The sequence below is a fragment of the Gemmata obscuriglobus genome, assembly GCF_008065095.1.
Lineage (GTDB): Bacteria > Planctomycetota > Planctomycetia > Gemmatales > Gemmataceae > Gemmata > Gemmata obscuriglobus.
Genome location: NZ_CP042911.1, coordinates 4,140,023 through 4,158,640 on the forward strand (window position 1 = coordinate 4,140,023; position 18,618 = coordinate 4,158,640).

Consider the following 18,618-nt stretch of genomic DNA (forward strand, 5'->3'; position numbering starts at 1 on the left):
GATGGCTGAATGTTTCGCGCACCCGGCGCGTTCAACGCGCTGGCGACACAATTCAGCTTGAGGCGAGGCCCTGCTTGACACTCGGGCGTGACGAACCTCGCGCTCGGAAACGGTTCGATGCGGTTCGAGACGAACCGCACCGGCCTAACGACGTGGCGCGGGTTGTGTAACACCTCAAAGGGCCAAGTACTCGTTCGCGACCGCACAAGTCTGACTGCGCGTGGGGCTGGTGGACCCGGCCCGGCGTTTCATCCTCCGCATGCGCGGCCGATGTTGCGGCACGGGGCGGGTGACCCGGCGCGTCAGTCCTTCAACTCGATCACAACCCCGTCGTTGGTGCCTTGCTTCAGGGTGATCCGCACGCCGCTGGAGTTCGGCTGCTGGAACTTTGGCGGAAGGTTGAACTTGGCCGCGGGCGGTTGCTTCGTTCCGGGCGGGAGCTGCCCGGGAACCGGTGGCTGAAGGAACACTTTGTACTCGGTCGCATCCAGCGGGCCTTCGATCTTGAACGCACCGTTCTCGGACAAGATCGCCTGCCCCCCGGAGCCGGTGTCCGAGATCAGGTTGATCGACCCGACCGTTTGCGGCTTCCCGTTGTAGCTCACGGTGCCGCTCACGGAGGCGGTCGGTTTTTGGCTCGAGCACCCGGCAACGAGGCACAGCACGACGAACACAGCGCCGCTGAGTTTACGGGCCGGGAATCCTGTTGTCATGGGTTCGGACACCTCGACTTGTGGGTAGGGTGGAGGGCGGGCGGGCGACCCCGCCCGGCACGGCGGGGTCAGTTGAACGAAGCCACCAACCCGTCGTTGCGGGCGCACAGCCGCTGGAACGTGGTGAAGTCGATGCCGTCGTTCACGAAGCGGACCGACCCGTCGGCGACGAGCACGTTGATGCCGCCGCTGTGGAACGAGTTCAAGACCGTGTTGCCGCCCCAACTGAACGCCGCCCCGCTCCCGCACGTTTTCGAGTTGATGGCGTAGGCGTTGGCGGTCAGCCCCATGCCCCAGAGGTCCCCGCACCCGCCGGTGCCGCACGAACCGACCCCGCGGGCCGACGTGTTCGTGCAGCCGCCCCAGGGGCTGAAGTACCCGTTCCGGGCGTCGCCGCTGGCGTAACTACAGTTCTGCACGTTGCCGGACTGTTCGGCGACGAAGATCGTGTTCGACAGGCCGTCCGTCACCCCGCTCACGGTCACCTGCTCGTTCCAGAGCAGCATCCCGTTGTTGGCCCACCACCCCCCGTAGTTCGATGCGGAGTACGCGGTCCCTCCCGACGGGTCCGGGTACGCGCCCATGACGCCCTGATACGCCGGCACCTGGTGGTTCTGTTGCGTCCACCACGTGACCCACGCCTGCGGCTGCGTTTCCGGTAGCGCGCTGGACGGGCACTTCCAGGTTTTGAGCACGGCGCCGTTGAGCACCGCCAGCGGTGTGGGGCTGGAGTACACGCGCTTCTTGAGCCGGCCGTTGATCGTCTCGCTCGGGAGCGCGTTGTACAGGTTGTCGAGTTCCAGGTACGGGAAGATCTCCACGCGCCAGTTGCCGTGTTCGATCCCGTAACCTTCTTGCCCCACCGGGTATTTCTGGTACGCGCCCTCGAAATTGTGGAGCGCGAGCCCGATCTGCTTGAGGTTGTTACTGCACTGCATGCGGGCCGCGGCCTCGCGCACTTTTTGCACCGCGGGCAACAAGAGGCCGATCAGGATCGCGATGATCGCGATCACCACCAGTAACTCGATGAGAGTGAATGCTCGGGCGACGGTTGGTCGCCGACGGGGGCGGGATGAGCGCATAGAGGGTCCTGGAGCGAAGCGGGTATGAGTTTGCCGGGCCGGGAGAATGAAAGAGGCGGCGGGCCGGAGATGGAGAGGGAACGTTCGGAGAAGGTAACCGGTCACCGGGTCAAGTGCAACAGAATACTTGGCGCACGTTAACCACGCAACTACGGTCTCAAGATTGAAACGTGAGTCGGGGGGAATCGAGACGCGGTTTTTCGCCCCCCGGAACGAATCGCGGGCTCGGCCGCACCGGGTTGGCTCGCAACGGCCCGGGACGCTACACTGAACCCGTTCCGGTGCGTCGTCCCCGCTTGCGCCGCGCCGGAGGTCCGAACCCTCTCAGGCCTCTGCCCGTCCGGAGCCCCCGGTGACCAAACCCGATCCCGCGCCACGCCCGCCTGCCGCACCCGCCGACCTGGAGATCAAAGACGCACAGCTCATCTTCCCGGCCGTCTGGGCCGACCTGCTCGAGAAACACGGCGCGGACGTTCAGTTCCCGAGCGAGTTCATCTGGCTGGGCGGCGCGCCCGGGGCGGGGAAGGGCACCAACACCCCGTTCATCGCCCGCGCCCGCGACATCACCGCGCCTCCCGTTGTCATCAGCGCGCTGCTCACCACGCCGCAGGCCGTGGCGATCAAGAACGCGGGCCAACTGGTCGGCGACCGCGAGGTGGTCGCGCTGCTGCTCGAGGAACTGCTCCACCCGCAGTACCGCGACGGGGTGATCGTGGACGGGTTCCCGCGCACCAAGGTCCAGGTCGAGTGCTTGAAGCTGTTCTACCACGCGCTGCTCGCCCGGGGCGGCCCGCCGCCGATGTTCCGGATCGCCCTGCTGTTCGTCACCGAGGAGGTGAGCGTCGAACGGCAACTGAAGCGCGGGCGCGAGGTGCTGGAGCACAACCGGCAGGTGCGCGCCTCCGGGGCGGGGGAGCGACTGGAGGAGCGCGTCACCGACCTCGACCCGGGGCTGTGCCGCAAGCGGTATCAGGGCTTCAAGGACACCACGTTCGACGCCCTGCAGTCGCTGCGGCAGATCTTCCACTTCCACTTCATTGAGGCCGACGGCGACCTGGGTGAGGTGCAGCGGAACATCGTCCGGGAGTTCGCGTACCAGAGCTCGCTGGAACTGAGCCCCGAGGTGTTCCAGAGCATCCAGCACCTGCCGCTGGCCACGGAACTGGCGCGGCACGCGCGGCAGGAGCTGGTGCGGCGGCTGGAGCAGTACGCGCGCGAGAACCCCGACGCGTTCCGCCGGGTGATCGGGTGGATCGAGACGAAACTGCTCCCGATCGTTCACGCCCACGCCATGTCGGGGCACGCCCAGATCAACAGCGAGGAGGCGCTCCTCGACGACCCCACGGCCCTGCGGATGATGATCGACGTGCTTTCCGAACGCGGGTTCCACGTGACCGTCGATCTCCACCGCGTGGACGTGCCCGAGCGGGTCGACCCGCAGACGTGGGCGATCATCTGCCAGACGAAGAAAGTGTTTCGGATCGAGATCCGCTACCCCCCGTCGGACATCCGCCGCGGGCACTGACGCGACCCAGGGTGCGGGTCGGTCGGGGAACCACTGGGCTCCGGCAACTGGGCCGGAGCTGAACAAGTACCAACCAGGCTGAGTGCCGGGTTGTCTGTTCCCAGCCGGGCTTTGCCTTGGCAGCACATCAAGTGCTCACGCGACCGGGTTCCGGAGCGTGCCGATGCCGGTGATGGTGATGCTCACGTCGTCGCCCGACTTCAGCGTGAAGTCGTCCGGGGGAACGATCCCGGTGCCGGTGAGCAGCAGCGCCCCGTGCGGGAACTCGTTCTCCTTGAACAGCCACTCCGCGAGGCTCTCGACCGTCCGCGCCATCTGGGCCAGCGTGGTGCTCCCCTCGAACGCGGTCTTGCCGCCGCGGGCGATCACCAACCGGATCTCGACCCCCGGGAGTTCGGGCATCAGGGCGGCCGGGGTCACCAGCGGGCCGACCGAGCACGACCCCCGATAAATCTTCGCCTGCGGCAGATACAGCGGGTTCTCGCCTTCGATGTCGCGCGAACTCATGTCGTTGCCGATCGTGTATCCCACGATCGTGCCGGCGGGCGAAATGACCAGCGCGAGTTCCGGTTCCGGGACGCTCCAAGTCGCGTCGGTCCGGACGCGAACCGGGGAGCCGGGGGCGACCACGCGCGCCGGTGTTGCCTTCAGGAACAACTCCGGGCGCGGAGCGGAGTAGACCTTGTCGTAGAACTGCGCGGCCCCGACCGATTCTTCCTCGCGGGCGATCTTGCTCCGCTTGTAGGTCACGCCCGCGGCCCACACCTCTTGCTGGTCCACCGGGGGCCGGAACTGTGTGGTTTCGAGCCGGTCGGCGGTGGCGCTGGTGTCGAGCAGTTCGCGGGCGGTCGCAACCGGGTCCGGCGCGTGGAGCAGGTCAGCCAGCGTCCGGACCGCGGGGTTGCGGCCCAGATCGAGCGGGTACACCACCCCTCGCTCCACGGCCACCACCGTCTCCCGACCGCCGCGTAGCGCTTTCCCGAATTGCATGACCGCTCCCACACGTGAAGAGGATTTCGTACCGTCGTTGTATGCCCGTGCCGTCCCGCTTCACTCCGGGGCGAGCCGCATTTCTCGCAGCCGATACCCAGGGGTTGCGAACGCCGGCGCTGTCACCGCCGGGGTCCCGGAACGCATCCGCCGGAACCGGCACTGCGCCGAAGTCGCAGACGAGGTCCACCTGGCGCGAGGGCGACCGGCCGGCAGGGGGCACCGAAACCGTTGCTCCTCCATCGCCCCTACTTCAGAACCTGGCGGACCGGCTCGCCGTGGCAGATCGCGAGCGGGCGCCCCTGGGTGTCGTGGATCTCGGTGTCGCGCGGGATGCCGAGACAGTGGTAAATCGTTGCGTGGATGTCCTGCGGGAGAACGCGACCGTCCTTGGGGTACGCCGCGAGTTTGTCGCTCGCCCCGTGAACCGCGCCGCCCTTGACGCCGCCGCCCGCGAGCGCGATCGAGAAGCACGGCCCCCAGTGGTCGCGCCCGCCGGCACCGTTGATTTTCGGCGTGCGACCGAACTCCGCCATCCACACCACGAGCGTGTCTTCCAGCAACCCGCGGTCGGCCAGGTCCTCGATCAGCGCGCTGTAGGCGGCGTCGAGGACCGGCATGAGCTTTCGCACGCCCTCGGTGTTTTTGCTGTGGGTGTCCCAGTGCCCGTTGTTGGGCGCGTCCGGCACGCGGGTCCAGTTCACACGCACCAGTGGCACCCCCGCCTCAACCAGGCGCCGGGCGAGCAGGCACGACTGCCCGAACCGGGTCCGCCCGTACCGGTCGCGGGCGCGGGGGCCTTCGGAATCGAGGTCGAACGCCTTCCGGGCCGCCGGCGACGTGATCATCTCGAATGCGCGGCGCGTGTGGGCGTCGGCACTCAGTTCCGACACGCCGCTCCGGTGCGAGGGGTGCGCCTGCGCGCCGCCGAGCGCGTCGAGCAGCCCTTTCCGACCGTCGAACCGCGGCGCCGGCACGTCTGTCGGCAGGCTCAGCCCCGGGACCTCGAACGTGCCCAACTCGGGGGCGCAGTTCATGAGCCACGGGTCGCTGGCGCGCCCCAGGAACCCCGCGTCCTGTCCGGGCCAGGTGAACCCGCCGTCGTTCGCGCTCTGTTCCGGTAGGGTGACCGCCGCCGGGAGCGTGCAGCGCGGCTGAAGCACCTTCTTCACCACCGCGCCCAGGGAGGGCCAGTCGTTGGGCGCTCCGGGCTTGGCGTTCTCGACCTGCATCGGGACGTGCGCGTGCCCGGTGGTCATGAAGTAGCCGCTGGCGGAGTGGGCGTTGTCGTTGGTCTGGCACGCCCGCAGGACCGCGATGCGCTCGGTCAGGCGTGCGGTGCGCACCATCGTTTCGCCGATCAGGAGTCCGGGCGTGGCGGTGCGGATGACGCCCATGTCGCCGCGGGCTTCGGCGGGCGAATCCGGCTTCGGGTCCCAGGTCTCCTGCTGTGGCGGTGCGCCCAACAGGAACAACAGAATGACGCTTCTGGGCCTTCGGGTGAGCGCCGGGCGTCCGTCTCTCGGCCCTTCAGCCGCAAGAAGTGTCGGAAGGGTGAGCCCGAACGCGCCGAGCGAGCCGACCGTGAGAGCTTCGCGGCGGGTGACACGGTCGCAGAGGCTCGCGGCCTCGCGGGTCAAAAGGGAGAGCATCGGCGGGGCTCGCGCGGGTGGGGGGAAGCGCGTCGGTCGGTGGGTGAGTTTAGTATGCCGTGAGGTGTGGTGGAAATGAAGCGAAATCCATGATCTTGAGATGGTGATCTTTCGCATCCCCTCCGACGGTTTTACCGGCCAAGGTGTTGTTGACCGGGGCAAGGATTGCGCGCCGGTGTCTACGTCGCCAGCACCGACGCGCGAATCAATTTGGGAGGTGGAGCGGTAACTGCGGCGTTGGCGACTACGCCGACGAGATCGCGACTGGAGCAACGGGTTGGGTCACGGTCAGCGGTACAGGCTGGGCGGGCACGAGTTTTGACAGCGATGGTGCCCGCATGGATGTGACCGGATCGCAGATCACCTCGGGCGTTGGGCAGTCAGCGTAACCGGCCCTGTCTCCGGCATGGGCGCATCTCACCAGGACGATGTCTCCTGTCCGTGCGTTGTTGCCCACTCGCTCGCCCGAAACGACCTCAATAAACCCCGTTGCCAACGCGACCGAAACGCGACACACTGTCGTCACCCGCCACCGCTCCCCGCCACGTTTGGGTGCCTCATGCCTCTCATTCTCCTACTCGCGGCCGTTTCGGCCGCTCCCGATCTCCCCATCGCCCCGCCCCCGCGCCCGGCCGTGCCGCCCGGCATCGACCCGGCCCTCGCGGACTGGACCCCGCGCCCGGCCGTGGGAAAGGCCGAGCCGTGGGAGCGGATGACCGACAAGGATTGGATCGACCCGCGGTTCCGCGACATGAACACGGGGCCGTTCCTGAACTGCACGATGCAGTACCCGCTCGGCAAGGGACGTGAAACGATCTACAAGGCGACCGTGGTGCGGGTGGGCGCGAAGGACGAGTTCGCGGCCGTATTCGACCGCTCCACCATGCGGGTGAGTGCCGCGTGGGCCGGCGGGTACCTGAACCACAGCGACCGCCGCTTCGGTCTGCTCAACACGCCGACGCCGAAGGGCGAAATGCTGTTCGCCAACGCCGCCGGCCCCGGCTGGGCCGACCCGAACGGCACGTGGGACGCGCCGAAACCGTTCACCGCACCGCTGCGGAAAGAGTGGGCCAAGTACCGCGGGCTGTACGTTCACGGCAGTCGCGTCGTGTTCAGCTATACCGTAAACGGGCGCGACGTGCTCGAGTCGGTGGCCCTCGGTGCGACCAAGAGCGGGAAACAGGTGCCGCTGCGGACGATCGAAGTTCAGCCCGGCACGGCAGCCGTCACCCCCGCGCCGGCGCGCGTGCGCAACAACACGCCCGCCCGCGAGATCAAAAGCCCGCTGCCGGTTCAAATCGTCGAACCGTTCGAGAACGAAGCGGTTTCCGTAAAGGGGAACAGCCTCGCCGATCTGACGAAAGGCGGCCCAAAACGCTGGGGCGATCCGATCGTCACCCAACTCGTCCGCGGGAAGCCCGCCGGGGCGTTCGCGGTGGACACGCTGACCATCCCGTACAAGAACCGCTTCGGCGCGCTGTTCTTCTGCACCGGCGTGGACTTCCTCAAAGACGGCCGGATCGCGATGTGTACCTGTCACGGCGACGTGTGGCTGGTCACGGTCGACGAGAAGGAGGGAACGTGCTCCTGGCAGCGGTATGCGACCGGGCTCTACCACCCGCTCGGGCTGAAAGTCGTTGACGGGAAGGTGGTTGTTCTCGAGCGCGGGCAACTCACCCGCCTCCACGACCTGAACGCCGACGGCGAGGCCGATTTCTACGAGTGCGTGAGCAACGACTGGCACACCGGGGCCGGCGAACACTCCTACGACACCTGCCTGGAAACCGACCCCGAAGGCAACTTCTACTTTTTCAAGACCGGCGACACGCACCTCCCGTCCGGCGGCACCCTGATCCGCGTCACGAAGGACGGCGCGAAGGCCGAAGTGTTCTGCACCGGGTTCCGGCACCCGATCGGGATGGGCATGTCGCCGACCGGCGTGCTGACCGGCGCGGACCAGGAAGGGAACTGGATGCCCGCCACCCGCATCGACCAGTACCGTAAAGGCGGGTTCTACGGTGACATGCGCGGACACCACCGCGCCACCCCGCCCACAACTTACAACAACCCGCTGTGCTGGCTCCCGCGCGAGGTGGACAACTCGGCCGGCGGCCAGGTATGGGTGCCGAAGGGAGCGTTCGGGCCGCTCGCCGGGCTCCCGCTCCACCTCTCTTACGGCCGATGTCGGCCCTACGTATTACTCCGGCAGGAGTTGAGCGACGGCTCGGCGCAAGGCGGGGTCGCCGGTCTCGGCATCCAGTTCCTGTCAGGTGTGTGCCGCGGGCGCTTTGGACCCGACGGCAACCTGTACGCGTGCGGGCTCAACGGCTGGCAGACGGCGGCCCAGGCGGACGGGTGTTTGCAGCGCGTGCGGTACACCGGTCAGCCGCTCGACGTGGCAACGGGGCTGGAGGTGCGGGGTAATGTGCTGAAGCTCACGTTTGCCCGGCCCTTGGACCCGAAATCGATCGCGGTGACCGACAACTACCGCTGCGCGTGGTGGAACTACCGGTGGAGCGGCGAGTACGGTTCCAAGCGCTGGAAGCCGTCCGACCCGACCGCCGAGGGCCAGGACGACGTTCCCGTTCAGAGCGCCACGCTCTCGACCGACGGGCGGACGCTGGAACTCACGTTCGCGGCACTTAAGCCGGTGATGCAAATGCAGGTCGGGTACAACGTGAAGGCCGCGGACGGCGCCGCGGTGACCGGCTCAGTGGTCCTGACCATTAACAGCACCAAATGAGCGCGCCCGCATAAAATCGCGCAGCTTCAGGCTACTGATACCAAAGCTGATCGGTCCGTAATCCCGTCCGACGTTCGCTGAGTCGCGCCGCTTTGGTGGAACCAGGACTTCCACCGACGGATACGGATCAGTCAGATTTTGCCCAGCTCTGGTGTAAACAGTATTAATGCATGAATTTATGTAAAAATGTTATCATTGTAGTCGATTTTTGTTGCGATACTGTGCGATCTTCATTGCGTGACCAATGCACCCCTCAAGTAGCCGCCGGGCTCCCGCTGTGGCGTTCAACGGAGCATGGGTCGGCCGCCGCGGTACAAAAACATGTTGCACCGCGGCATTATTTCTTTGGGTCACAGAGGTCTCGATCTTCTGTGCAGCCAGTCGGGCGCGACTTGGGTCCGGGCCGCTCACCACTCCGATACGTTCACCACTTCGCCGCCGGACCGAGTTGCAAGGGACGGGAGGATGTCGCGCGCGGCGTGGCGGAAGAAGTGAACCGACCCGTCGGCGAACAGAAAGTTCGCGCCGCCCGCATGAAGGCTCCAGTAGTGGTACCGATCGCAGGGGTTTTCGGTCCGACCGGGTCCAAACACAAATGGCCCGCCGCAGCGTTCGCCCGGTGGCGGGTAGTTGATGATTGGCATATCCTCATCGGGTCCGTAGAGCGTGCCCCAATAGCCGTTCGGCGGAGCCAACCGAGCGTACCATCCCCCGGCCTGGAACGTATCCGGCGGGGGGCGCTCTCCCACCGCTACCGTTTGACTGGCACCGTCCGAGATGTCTGTCAACCGCACACCCGGGTACTGCCCCATGACCCCATCATTGGCCTGCTTACCGCTCACGCCCATATACGACGTGCAGGCCATTGAAAGCCGGTCCCGAGTCGCCACCGGGGCCGTCAACCGACCGTCGGACGGACACTGGTAGGGTTTCACGACGGCGCTGAACCCGACGTGGGGCGGGTTACAGAGCGGGTCCAGAGGGTGCGTGACGAGGGCCCGCTCTGTTCCCTCCGACAACGCCGCTTGATCCATTTGCGCCAGTATTTGTGCCATCCACGTAACGGTCACGGGCGGTCGGCGCAGTGCGTTTTGGGGCACCCCGTCGGGCAACCGGCCGTGGGAGGCGTGGTAGTTCTGAAGGGCGAGACCGATCTGTTTCAGATTATTTTGACAGGAGGTGCGGGCCGCTCCCCCGCGAATTTTTTGCACAGCCGGGAGCAAAAGGCCTATTAACAAGCCAACGATCCCCAAGACCACCAGCAGTTCCACCAAACTGAACCCGGGCCGTTCGGATGTGTTCGATGGGATACCAATACGGGCGGATGGGACGCTCATTGTTCGGTTCCGGTCGTGACGGTGACGGTGACAGGTATCTCAAACTCGAACTGCTGCTTTTCGAAGTGGGCAACGCACGAGACCCGAAACTCACACCGTCCGGGCGATCTTCATTTTCTTGTAAACATAAATCGCAATTCCGCATGCAATCATGAATGTCGATACTCGTGTAATCCAGCGATCGGGAGATTGAATCTCTTCCGTTGTTGCCGATGTGAACGTATCGCCCGCCCCAGAGGGGGCGTTGCTCGATGGGTTCGGCAGGGTCCCTCTCGCGACCGTCAATGGCTTACCGTCCGCCCCCTTGGCCTCCCCACCGATCTCGCCCGCGCTGTTGGTCTGCCAAACCTTGTTTTGGATCTGGTCGAGGACAGTGAAATTGGGAGGAAATTTAAATGCCAACCGGTCTCTTGACACAGGTTGGTTCAACCGGATGTCCTGAACTGCAACGGTGCGCCGCGCGATCACTTTCCCGTCCACCGCGGAATAATTGGTGGACGCGACTTGACTCGGGAAGTAAATGCCAGGGGCGACCTCTCGAAATGCGGTCACGGTGTTATCACCAATGGGATGTGGGAACTCCTTTGTGCTCCAGATCACGAGCTTGCCCACTAGATAGTTGTGTGATTTCGAAAACCAAATGTCGAGCTTCGCCTTCTCATGGGTCAGCGTGACCACCGCGTACTCGTTCCCCGCTTCCTTGGCATTTCTCACCGACGCGCTCTGGCCCGCTTCCTTTAGCACGGTTGCGAACGGGGCACGGAACTGCGTCGCGCCGGGAACGGTGAGGAGGCACAAGGCCATCGGGTCACCGTAGATCGGTCCGCCTGCGGCGGCGATTTTCCCGGAACTGGTCGAGGCGCCCCCTGCTGTCGGGCCGTTGTCAAATGTGCGAACCGTATTGTCTTTACCGTATGTTTCGGAATGTCGTCCCCTCTCAGTATGTAGTTTCAGGTGGAACTCCCCTCCATCCCGCCAGTATTCAATGGTTTCGGCGCCCGTGGGCAACGCCGGCTCAAAAGTGACGCGTAGCTTCAAATATAAGGTGGATATCGCCTCAGCCGTTTCGGTGTGGCGTAATTTGACCGCATTGAGGTCGGCGTCGCCCGCCCGTGCCCACGCAGGGCAGAGCATCCAAGCCCCAACCAATAATGCACGAACCATCAGTAACCCTCATGAAATGGGGAGCCTTTGTGCTCCCCCACGGCCAACGCGTATTAATTGCCTGGAAATCCCAGGGTTTCGCAGTTGAGACCCCAAAAACGCCTTGCGAAACAAGCACTACCTCGCGAAACACACGAAATCCCAGGGGAATCAATACGCGTTGGCCGTGGTGCTCCCCCAATCATCAAGCAACGGCTAACGGCTGCTCCACCGCCTCCGCACGCATTACACCCTTGGTACAGAACGACGCAGGGGAACCCGTTCTGATCAGTCTCGTTGCAACCGTAGAGGTTTGCTGGCCGCTGCGTGCAAAATTCGGTCCCGGATCGCACGTTCACCCATCCAGCGTTGACCGTACACGTCGATCGCTCGGATAGATGACCACGGCGTTACACGCCCACAACCCGAGCACGTACCGATGAGCCCCGGTGCCACAGGTGACTTGGACGCAACCGGCACTGGCATCCCGAGCAGACAGCGCACGAAAAGTACCAAGAGGCGCGGGGCCCCCTACCACAACAGCCCCTCCGCATCAGAAAACTCGTTGCCAGCCGGTGTGGTCGGCGGAGAGGGCGATGATCGTAAATCAGTCGACTCTGAAATAAAAGACCAAGAAAATGCACGTCCTGCTCCTGATGCTCATGGCCACGCGGCGCCAACGAGCACGCAGCAAATGACACCCTGCAACCCGCCTTACGAGTGCGTGCGGCGAGTGTTCATAATTAACATGACAAAATAAGTTGTTTAAAATATCATACTAAAGAGATAATGATTTTGCATCGCAGGCTATGAGCGTTCTCCTGCGGGCAGGCGTGCTGGTGGATTGATGCATAGTTTACACTAATGCTGTTATAAAATACTGCGGTATTGAATCTTCTATCTCGGCCCGTGTGCCCGCCTGCGGCGGGCACACGGGCCGCCGCACTGAACGCGCCTGCCGGCCGCCATTTAGTTCGTCGTGACGCGAGCCGCTGCCCCGCGGCCGTACAACACGAGTACGGCCGGCACCGGCTTCGAGCGGGGCGCCGCCCGCCAATCGAGCCTCTGTTGGGTAATATGCGAGCAGGATTCGCTCGGAACTTGAAACGGCTGACCCCGGTATGCCAGCTTCACCAGATGTCGTCATCCTCGGCGGCGGCGTGATCGGCCTCACGTCCGCCTATTTCCTCGCGCGGGCGGGCGTGTCGGTCCACGTGTACGACCGCGGCGACCTCGGCCGCGAGGCGTCGTGGGCGGGGGCCGGGATCGTGCCGCCGGGGCACCCGGACCGCGCCGCGACGCCCGCCGACCGGCTCCGCGGCATCGGCTCGGCGCGGTTCCCGGAACTGTCCGCGGAGTTGCGCACGCTCACGGGCGTCGATAACGGCTACCGGCGCTGCGGCGCTCTGGAGTTTCTCTCTCCCGACGACTCCGATGTTGTGGACCTGTGGCGCGCGGAAGCGATCGCGTTCGAGCGCCTCACAGTGGCAGAATCGCGGGCACTCGAACCGCTCGGCACCGTCGAAGGGGAGCCGTACCTCCTGCCGGGATGCGCGCAGGTGCGAAACCCGTGGCACCTCCGCGCACTGATTGCCGCGTGCGAACGCGCCGGCGTCGCGCTCCGACCGGGCGTAGGTGCGGACGGGTGGGAGTTCACCGACGCGCGGGTCACCGGCGTGCGGCTCTCGTCCGGTGCCGTCGTTCGGGCCGGCAACTACCTTCTGGCTACCGGGGCCTGGAGCAAACCGCTCCTCCAGCCGCTCGGACACACGCCGCACGTTTACCCCGTGCGCGGGCAGATCGCGGCGGTCCGCGGCGCGGCCGGGTCGCGCGTCCTGATGATGGGGAAGCGGTACATCGTTCCCCGCGGCGACGGTTTAACGCTGATCGGTTCCACGGAGGAACCCGAAGCCGGGTTCGAGAACCGCACCACGCCCGAAGGCATCGGCGGACTGGTCGCGTTCGCTCAAGCCGTGCTCCGGTTCGCGAACGGTCCGATCGTCGAGGCAAGTTGGTCCGGCTTGCGACCCGGATCTCCGGACGGGCTACCGTACCTGGGACCAGTCCCCGGCACGGACCGCGTGTTCGTCGCCGCCGGCCACTTCCGCGCCGGGGTGCAGCTCTCGGTCGGCACCGCGCAGGTAGTGACCGAACTACTGACCGGGCGACCGCCGTGTGTGGAGCTGCGCCCGTTCGCCCTGGACCGCCGCCCCGGGGCGAACGCGAAGACCGCGTTCCGGAGCTGAAAGCGGTTGCGCCGAAATTAACGGAACGAACGAATTTGAAGATCATTCGTTCTTTCCGTCCTGTCGATCCGGTTCAACCCGTCGATCGTTCTCAACCGGCACTCTTTCCGGCCGTTCGCCCTGACATCTGCGATAATAGAGGCATGCAACCGACCGAACACCGCTCGGCCGTCGGTCAACTCGCCGACGACCTCCGCTGGCTCGAAGACCACTGCCGCCGGCAGCCCGAGCTGTCCGCGCACGCGGCCACGCTGCGGCTGGCGTCCGCGCTGACGCGCAACGTGATCGGGCCGTTCCTGGAGGGCCAGCCCCCCCGGCCGCTGCACGTTTCGGTGGTCGGCGGCGCCGGCGCGGGCAAGAGTACGGTGGTGAACTTCCTGGCGGGAGCAAAGGTCGCGGAGGCGAACCCGCAGGCCGGGTTCACACGCCACCCGACGGCGTTCCTGCCGCCCGGCCCCGCGTTCCAGTGGCCCAGCTACCTCGGCTTCCTCGGCTCGATGCACAAGCTCTCGGAAGACAAGCCCGCGAGCGTGGACGAGGACGTGTACCAGGTGAAACGCGTCCCGCTGCCGGCGAGCGCGAAAGAGGGTTATTCGCACCCGTTGGGCGAGTTCGTGATCTGGGACTGCCCGGACATGACCACCTGGGCGGCGGAGAACTACGTCGGCCGGCTGCTCGAGATCTCGGCCCTGTCGGACGTGATCGTCTACGTGGCGTCGGACGAGCGGTACAACGACGCGGTCCCGACCGAGTTCCTGCATTTGCTCGTGAAGGCCGGTAAGGCGGTCGTCGTGGCGCTCACGAAGATGCGCCCGCAGGACGCCGACGCGTTCATCGAGCACTTCAAGCAGGAGATCCTGGGCCGGCTCCCCAGGCTCCCGAACGGCGAGACGCCCGCCGTTCCCGTGGTCGCGATCCCGCACATGAGCGTCGCGGACCGGTCCGACCCGGCGGGCGCCGGCGCGCACTACCGCGTCCAGTTGCTGAACCAGATCCTGGTTCAGTGCGAGAGCGACGCCCTGACGCGCGCCCGAACAGTGACCAACGCCGCGAAATACCTGTCGACCGCCGGTGAAGGGCTGCTCGAGGTCGCCAAGCGCGACTTCAGTGAACTGGACGCGTGGAAGTCCGCGGTGCAGTCCGGTAAGGCGGCCTTTGAGGAGCGCTACCGACGGGAGTTCCTCTCGGGGGAGCAGTTCCGACGGTTCGACCGGTTCCGCGAGCGCCTGACGGACCTGCTCGAGTTGCCGGCGGCCGGGCGCGTGGTCGGCGGCATCTTCTGGGGGCTCCGGGCGCCGTACCGGTGGACCCGCGACGCGATTTACGGGCTACTCGTACGCCCGGACGTGCTAAATCTGTCGGAAGAGTCGGTACTGTCGGGTGCGCTGGCGGGCTGGCTGGACGCGCTGCACACCGAGGCGCTGCGCAAGGCCGGTGCCCATGCGATCTGGAAGCAGGTGTCGATCCGGTTCGAGTCGGAACTCGCGCCCCAGGCCCGGGACCGGTTCGCCACCGACTTCCGGTCCTTCGAGCTGAAAGAGACGGACGACCTCGAACAGGCCGGCCGGGCGCTCGTGAACGGTCTGGAGAAGAACCCGGCGCTGCTGTACTCGCTCCGGGGCGGGAAGCTGGCGGTGGACCTCGCCATCATCGGGGGCGTGGTGTATTCGACCTGGCCGCCGGGCTGGGGGCTGTTGCTCATCCCGCTCGGGGTGTCGGCATCCCACCAGACGGCGGAACTCGCCACGCGGGCGGTGGCGGAAGGCGCGCGGCAGCGGGTCCGGTCGCACCGCGAGTCGCTGATGACCGCCTCCCTGAGCGCGCCGCTGGCGAACTGGCTGACCGAGTGGCCCGCGACCGGTGGGACGTCGCTGGAGAAGCTCCAGCAGGTGCTCCGCCGGGTGCCGGAGTCGATCCGCACGCTCGAAGAGCGAGTTGTTGCGAAGGCCGCCGCACTCACGCAGCCCAAAGAAGCACCGCCGGTGCCGGTCGCGGCTCCCGCCGGGCCGTAACCACGGGGCACACGGGCGGAGGAAAAAGTCCCCGAATGCGGTTTTAACCCGCTTCGTGCGACCGCGAGTGGGAACGCGGAACTCGAAACGGCTGGATTTGAAGCGTATCGCGTTCCTACTGAAATTCGGGCGAAGTGCAACGCGCCCGAAGAATGGGCACGACTACTGGTGCTCGTGCGGGACATTTACTGGGTATGTCGCACCCCTATTTGGGGGCAGTTTGCTACCGTTGCGTTCCCGGGGTGCCGCCCGGGCGATGCTGTCACCCCTTCCGGGGGTGAAGGGAAGCCAGGAGCAACGAATCGCATGAGCGCGAGCGGACCCGAACAAGAAGACGCCACCGCCACGACCGCCGTCGCGCCCGAGGTGCCGCCGCAACCGCTGCTGCGCACCCTCGCACCGCTCCTCCGCGGGCTGGAGCGGCCCGTGCGGTCTTGGCTCGACTCGCGCCGGAAGTACCCGCTCAGTATGATGCAGCGGGCCGAGCTGGAAGGGCTCGCCGACGACCTGCGGCGGCAGGCCGAGACGCTCGATGTCGAGAAGCCGCTATTAGTCGTGATGCTGATGGGGGGCACGGGTGTCGGAAAGTCGACGCTCCTGAACGCCCTCGCCGGCGGGCCGATCGCGCAGGCGTCGTTCACCCGCCCGACCACCCGCGACCCGGTGGTGTACTTCCACCACTCGGTCAAGTCGGAGCGGCTCGACCCGGCACTGCGGCTGTGCCGCCTGGTCCAGCACGACCGCGCGGGGCTCGAACAGAAGGTGATCGTCGACACCCCCGACGTGGATTCCAACGACCTGAGCAACCGCGACAAGCTGGTCGCCCTGCTGCCCGTCGCCGACATCGTGCTGTACGTCGGCTCGCAGGAGAAGTATCACGACCGGATCGTGTGGGACCTGTTCAAGCAGCAGCGGCAGCGCCGGGCGTTCGCGTTCGTACTCAACAAGTGGGACCGGTGCCTCACCGGCGAAAGCGGAATCCGGCCCGACGAGGACCTGCTCGCGGACCTCAAGGCCGAGGGGTTTCAGAGCCCCTTGCTCTTTCGCACCACGGCGCAACTGTGGCTCGACGCGGCGAAGACTCATTCCGGGAGCGGCCCCCCGCCCCGTCCCGCCGACCTCCCCGAAGGCGAGCAGTTCGCGCTCCTGCGGAGCTGGCTCGAACTGGGGCTGACGAAGCTCGAGATCGAAGCCGTCAAGGCGCGCGGGGTCGGGCAACTGCTCGCGCACGTCGCGCGCGTCGCCGAGGCGAACCGGCCGCCGGACCTCACCGCCGAGGCCGAGAAGGTCAAAACCGCGTGGGAGACAACGCTCGCGGACGAGGCGGATGTGCAAGCCGACGTGCTGGTCGGCACGCTGGAACCGTACCAGACGGAGGTCGAGCACCATTTCAGCGTCGAGGACCAGCAGCGGTTCCGCGGGCTGATGGCGGCGTACCTGCGCGTCACCACGCGGCTCCGGTACGCCGGCAGCGGGCTGCGCGACCGCATCCCGTTAGCCGGGCTGAAGGGCAAGCTGCTCGGCGGGAAGGTCGATACGCCGGTCGAGTGGAACCTGGGCGCGTTCGTGCAGGAGTGCGCCCGCACGGCCGGGGAGCGCGTGCTCGACCAGCGCACGGCGGCGCTCATCAACCGGTTACTCGTGGACGCCGAGTCGAAGGGGTTCCCCCTCACGCTGTTGAGCGAACCGGCGAACTCGGCGGGCCGGCTGGACTGGCGCGACAAGGTCACCCGCGCCGTGATCGACGCGCTCGCCGAAGTGGAGCGCCAGGCCACGAACCCGACGGGCTTCCGCCGGGCCTTGCGCGGCACGCTCACCGCCGCGGCGAACACGCTCCCGGAGATCGCCCTCGTGGCGACCGTCGGCACTCTGTTGTGGAACTTTTTCGTGCCCACGCCGAGCATCACCCCGGACATGTTCCAGATGTTGCTGGTGGTGCTGATCCCGCTCGTGGTGATCGTGGCGGTCCACCTGCTCATTCTGCTGCTGTTGCCGATCCGCTGGCCGACGATCCGCGCCGAGTTCCGCCGGCAGTTGGGTGACCGAATGGCAACGGAACTGGGGCGCGCGTACCTCGCGATTCCGGGCGAGGTCGCCGCCGCCATCCGTGAGGAGCGCAAACAGGTAGACAGGCTTGTGGCCGAAACGAAAGAAGTTGAGAACTGGCTCACCGAGCGCCAGCAGGCCGCACACGTGGGCGAGCTGTACGGAAAGTGACACCGCATGGCTGATGGGAAGTGGATCACGGGCCTTTCGCCCGAAGTGCCGGTTGCGGAGGCGGCCGGTCGGGTTCTCGCCGAACGCTTCCGACTGGTACGGCAGTACCTCCCTCTCGCCGCGGGCCGGGCCTGGGAGGACGCCGAGTTCGTTCACCAGTTGCGCGTCGGCACCCGCCGCGCCTGCGCCGCGCTTCGCGTGTTTGCTCCCGCGTTCCCGCGGAAGCCCCTCAAAGCCACGAAGGAAGCCCTCCGCGCTCTGCGCCGGGCGGCTGGCGGCGCGCGCGACTGGGACGTGTTCCTCGCCGCCTTACCCGGTTCTACGGCGTTTCGGGGCACGGACGCAGAGCCCGCCCGCGACTTCCTGCTGGGATACGCCTTCGGCGAGCGAACCGTGGCGCAAGCCCACCTCGCCGACGCCGAGGCGCGACACGGTGCGGCGTTCCGCGCCGCGGCCGACGCGCTGCTGACCCGCGCCCACAACACCGAGAGCGCCGACGCCCCGGCAACCATCGGTCCTCTGGCGGTCGAGCAACTCGGCGAGTTGATGCGCGAGTTGACCGACGAGGCCGAAGCGAACCCGACCGAACCGGTCGACCTGCACGCCGTGCGGATCACCGCGAAGCGACTTCGGTACGCGATCGAAATCTTCGCGGCGTGCTTCCCCCGGTTTCTGAAGGACACTGTCTACCCGGCGGTGGAGCGGGTGCAAGAAGTGCTCGGCGAGGTCCAGGACGCCGCGGTCGGTCTGGACCGGCTGTCCGACATCCGGGGGCGTCTCGGTGCGGCGCTCCCCACGCAAATGGCGCGCGTGAAGCCCGGGTTTAACGAGCTGGCTTCCGAACTGCGGGCCAAGATCCCGGCAGGGCGCGAGGCGTTCGCAGCCTGGCGCCAGCAGTGGCTCGAAATGACTTCCATGTTCAAGCTCGAACTGATCTCAGCGACCATTACCGGATAAC

Annotated in this window: 12 protein-coding genes; 6 read left to right on the top strand and 6 right to left on the bottom strand. The window is 66.3% G+C overall.

What is annotated here, in order from left to right; translation table 11 throughout:
* Window positions 1-302: 302 nt before the first annotated feature.
* The gene (locus tag GobsT_RS17150) at window positions 303-713 is read right to left on the bottom strand and encodes a hypothetical protein (protein ID WP_010040738.1); all 411 of its coding nucleotides are present in this window, start codon (window positions 711-713) and stop codon (window positions 303-305) included.
* Between the two features lie 68 nt (window positions 714-781).
* Window positions 782-1,795, bottom strand: coding sequence for a DUF1559 domain-containing protein (locus GobsT_RS17155; RefSeq protein WP_063744595.1), 1,014 nt, complete (start codon window positions 1,793-1,795; stop codon window positions 782-784).
* 352 nt (window positions 1,796-2,147) lie between these two features.
* Between GobsT_RS17155 and GobsT_RS17160 the strand changes: the two genes are divergently transcribed.
* Window positions 2,148-3,320 carry a nucleoside monophosphate kinase gene (locus GobsT_RS17160; RefSeq protein WP_010040742.1) on the top strand — a complete coding sequence of 391 codons (1,173 nt, stop codon included), beginning with the start codon at window positions 2,148-2,150 and terminating at the stop codon, window positions 3,318-3,320.
* A gap of 135 nt (window positions 3,321-3,455) precedes the next feature.
* Here the strand turns inward: GobsT_RS17160 and GobsT_RS17165 are convergent, their stop codons facing one another.
* Entirely contained in the window at window positions 3,456-4,310 is an 855-nt protein-coding gene (locus GobsT_RS17165; RefSeq protein ID WP_010040744.1) for a fumarylacetoacetate hydrolase family protein, read from the bottom strand.
* Window positions 4,311-4,558: 248 nt separating this feature from the next.
* Window positions 4,559-5,962 (bottom strand): DUF1501 domain-containing protein, encoded by a 1,404-nt coding sequence (locus GobsT_RS17170; protein WP_029600925.1) that lies wholly within the window; start codon window positions 5,960-5,962, stop codon window positions 4,559-4,561.
* 559 nt (window positions 5,963-6,521) lie between these two features.
* On the opposite strand from GobsT_RS17170, the gene GobsT_RS17175 reads away from it, so the two are divergent.
* Window positions 6,522-8,705 (top strand): DUF6797 domain-containing protein, encoded by a 2,184-nt coding sequence (locus tag GobsT_RS17175; RefSeq protein WP_010040748.1) that lies wholly within the window; start codon window positions 6,522-6,524, stop codon window positions 8,703-8,705.
* Window positions 8,706-9,112: 407 nt separating this feature from the next.
* Here the strand turns inward: GobsT_RS17175 and GobsT_RS17180 are convergent, their stop codons facing one another.
* Both GobsT_RS17180 and GobsT_RS17185 read right to left on the bottom strand, forming a co-directional pair.
* A complete protein-coding gene (locus tag GobsT_RS17180) occupies window positions 9,113-10,042 on the bottom strand; it encodes a DUF1559 domain-containing protein (protein WP_010040750.1) in 930 nt (309 codons plus the stop codon).
* Between the two features lie 90 nt (window positions 10,043-10,132).
* Complete coding sequence (locus GobsT_RS17185; protein WP_148087772.1) at window positions 10,133-11,206, bottom strand: hypothetical protein; 1,074 nt, start codon at window positions 11,204-11,206, stop codon at window positions 10,133-10,135.
* Between the two features lie 1,100 nt (window positions 11,207-12,306).
* Between GobsT_RS17185 and GobsT_RS17190 the strand changes: the two genes are divergently transcribed.
* From GobsT_RS17190 to GobsT_RS17205, 4 genes are all read left to right on the top strand, one after another.
* Entirely contained in the window at window positions 12,307-13,431 is a 1,125-nt protein-coding gene (locus GobsT_RS17190; protein WP_010047873.1) for an NAD(P)/FAD-dependent oxidoreductase, read from the top strand.
* A 143-nt stretch (window positions 13,432-13,574) separates the two neighbouring features.
* The gene (locus GobsT_RS17195; RefSeq protein ID WP_010047872.1) at window positions 13,575-15,443 is read left to right on the top strand and encodes a GTPase; all 1,869 of its coding nucleotides are present in this window, start codon (window positions 13,575-13,577) and stop codon (window positions 15,441-15,443) included.
* Window positions 15,444-15,749: 306 nt separating this feature from the next.
* A complete protein-coding gene (locus GobsT_RS17200; RefSeq protein ID WP_010047871.1) occupies window positions 15,750-17,660 on the top strand; it encodes a GTPase in 1,911 nt (636 codons plus the stop codon).
* A 6-nt stretch (window positions 17,661-17,666) separates the two neighbouring features.
* Window positions 17,667-18,617, top strand: coding sequence for a CHAD domain-containing protein (locus GobsT_RS17205; RefSeq protein ID WP_010047870.1), 951 nt, complete (start codon window positions 17,667-17,669; stop codon window positions 18,615-18,617).
* Window position 18,618: the final 1 nt, after the last annotated feature.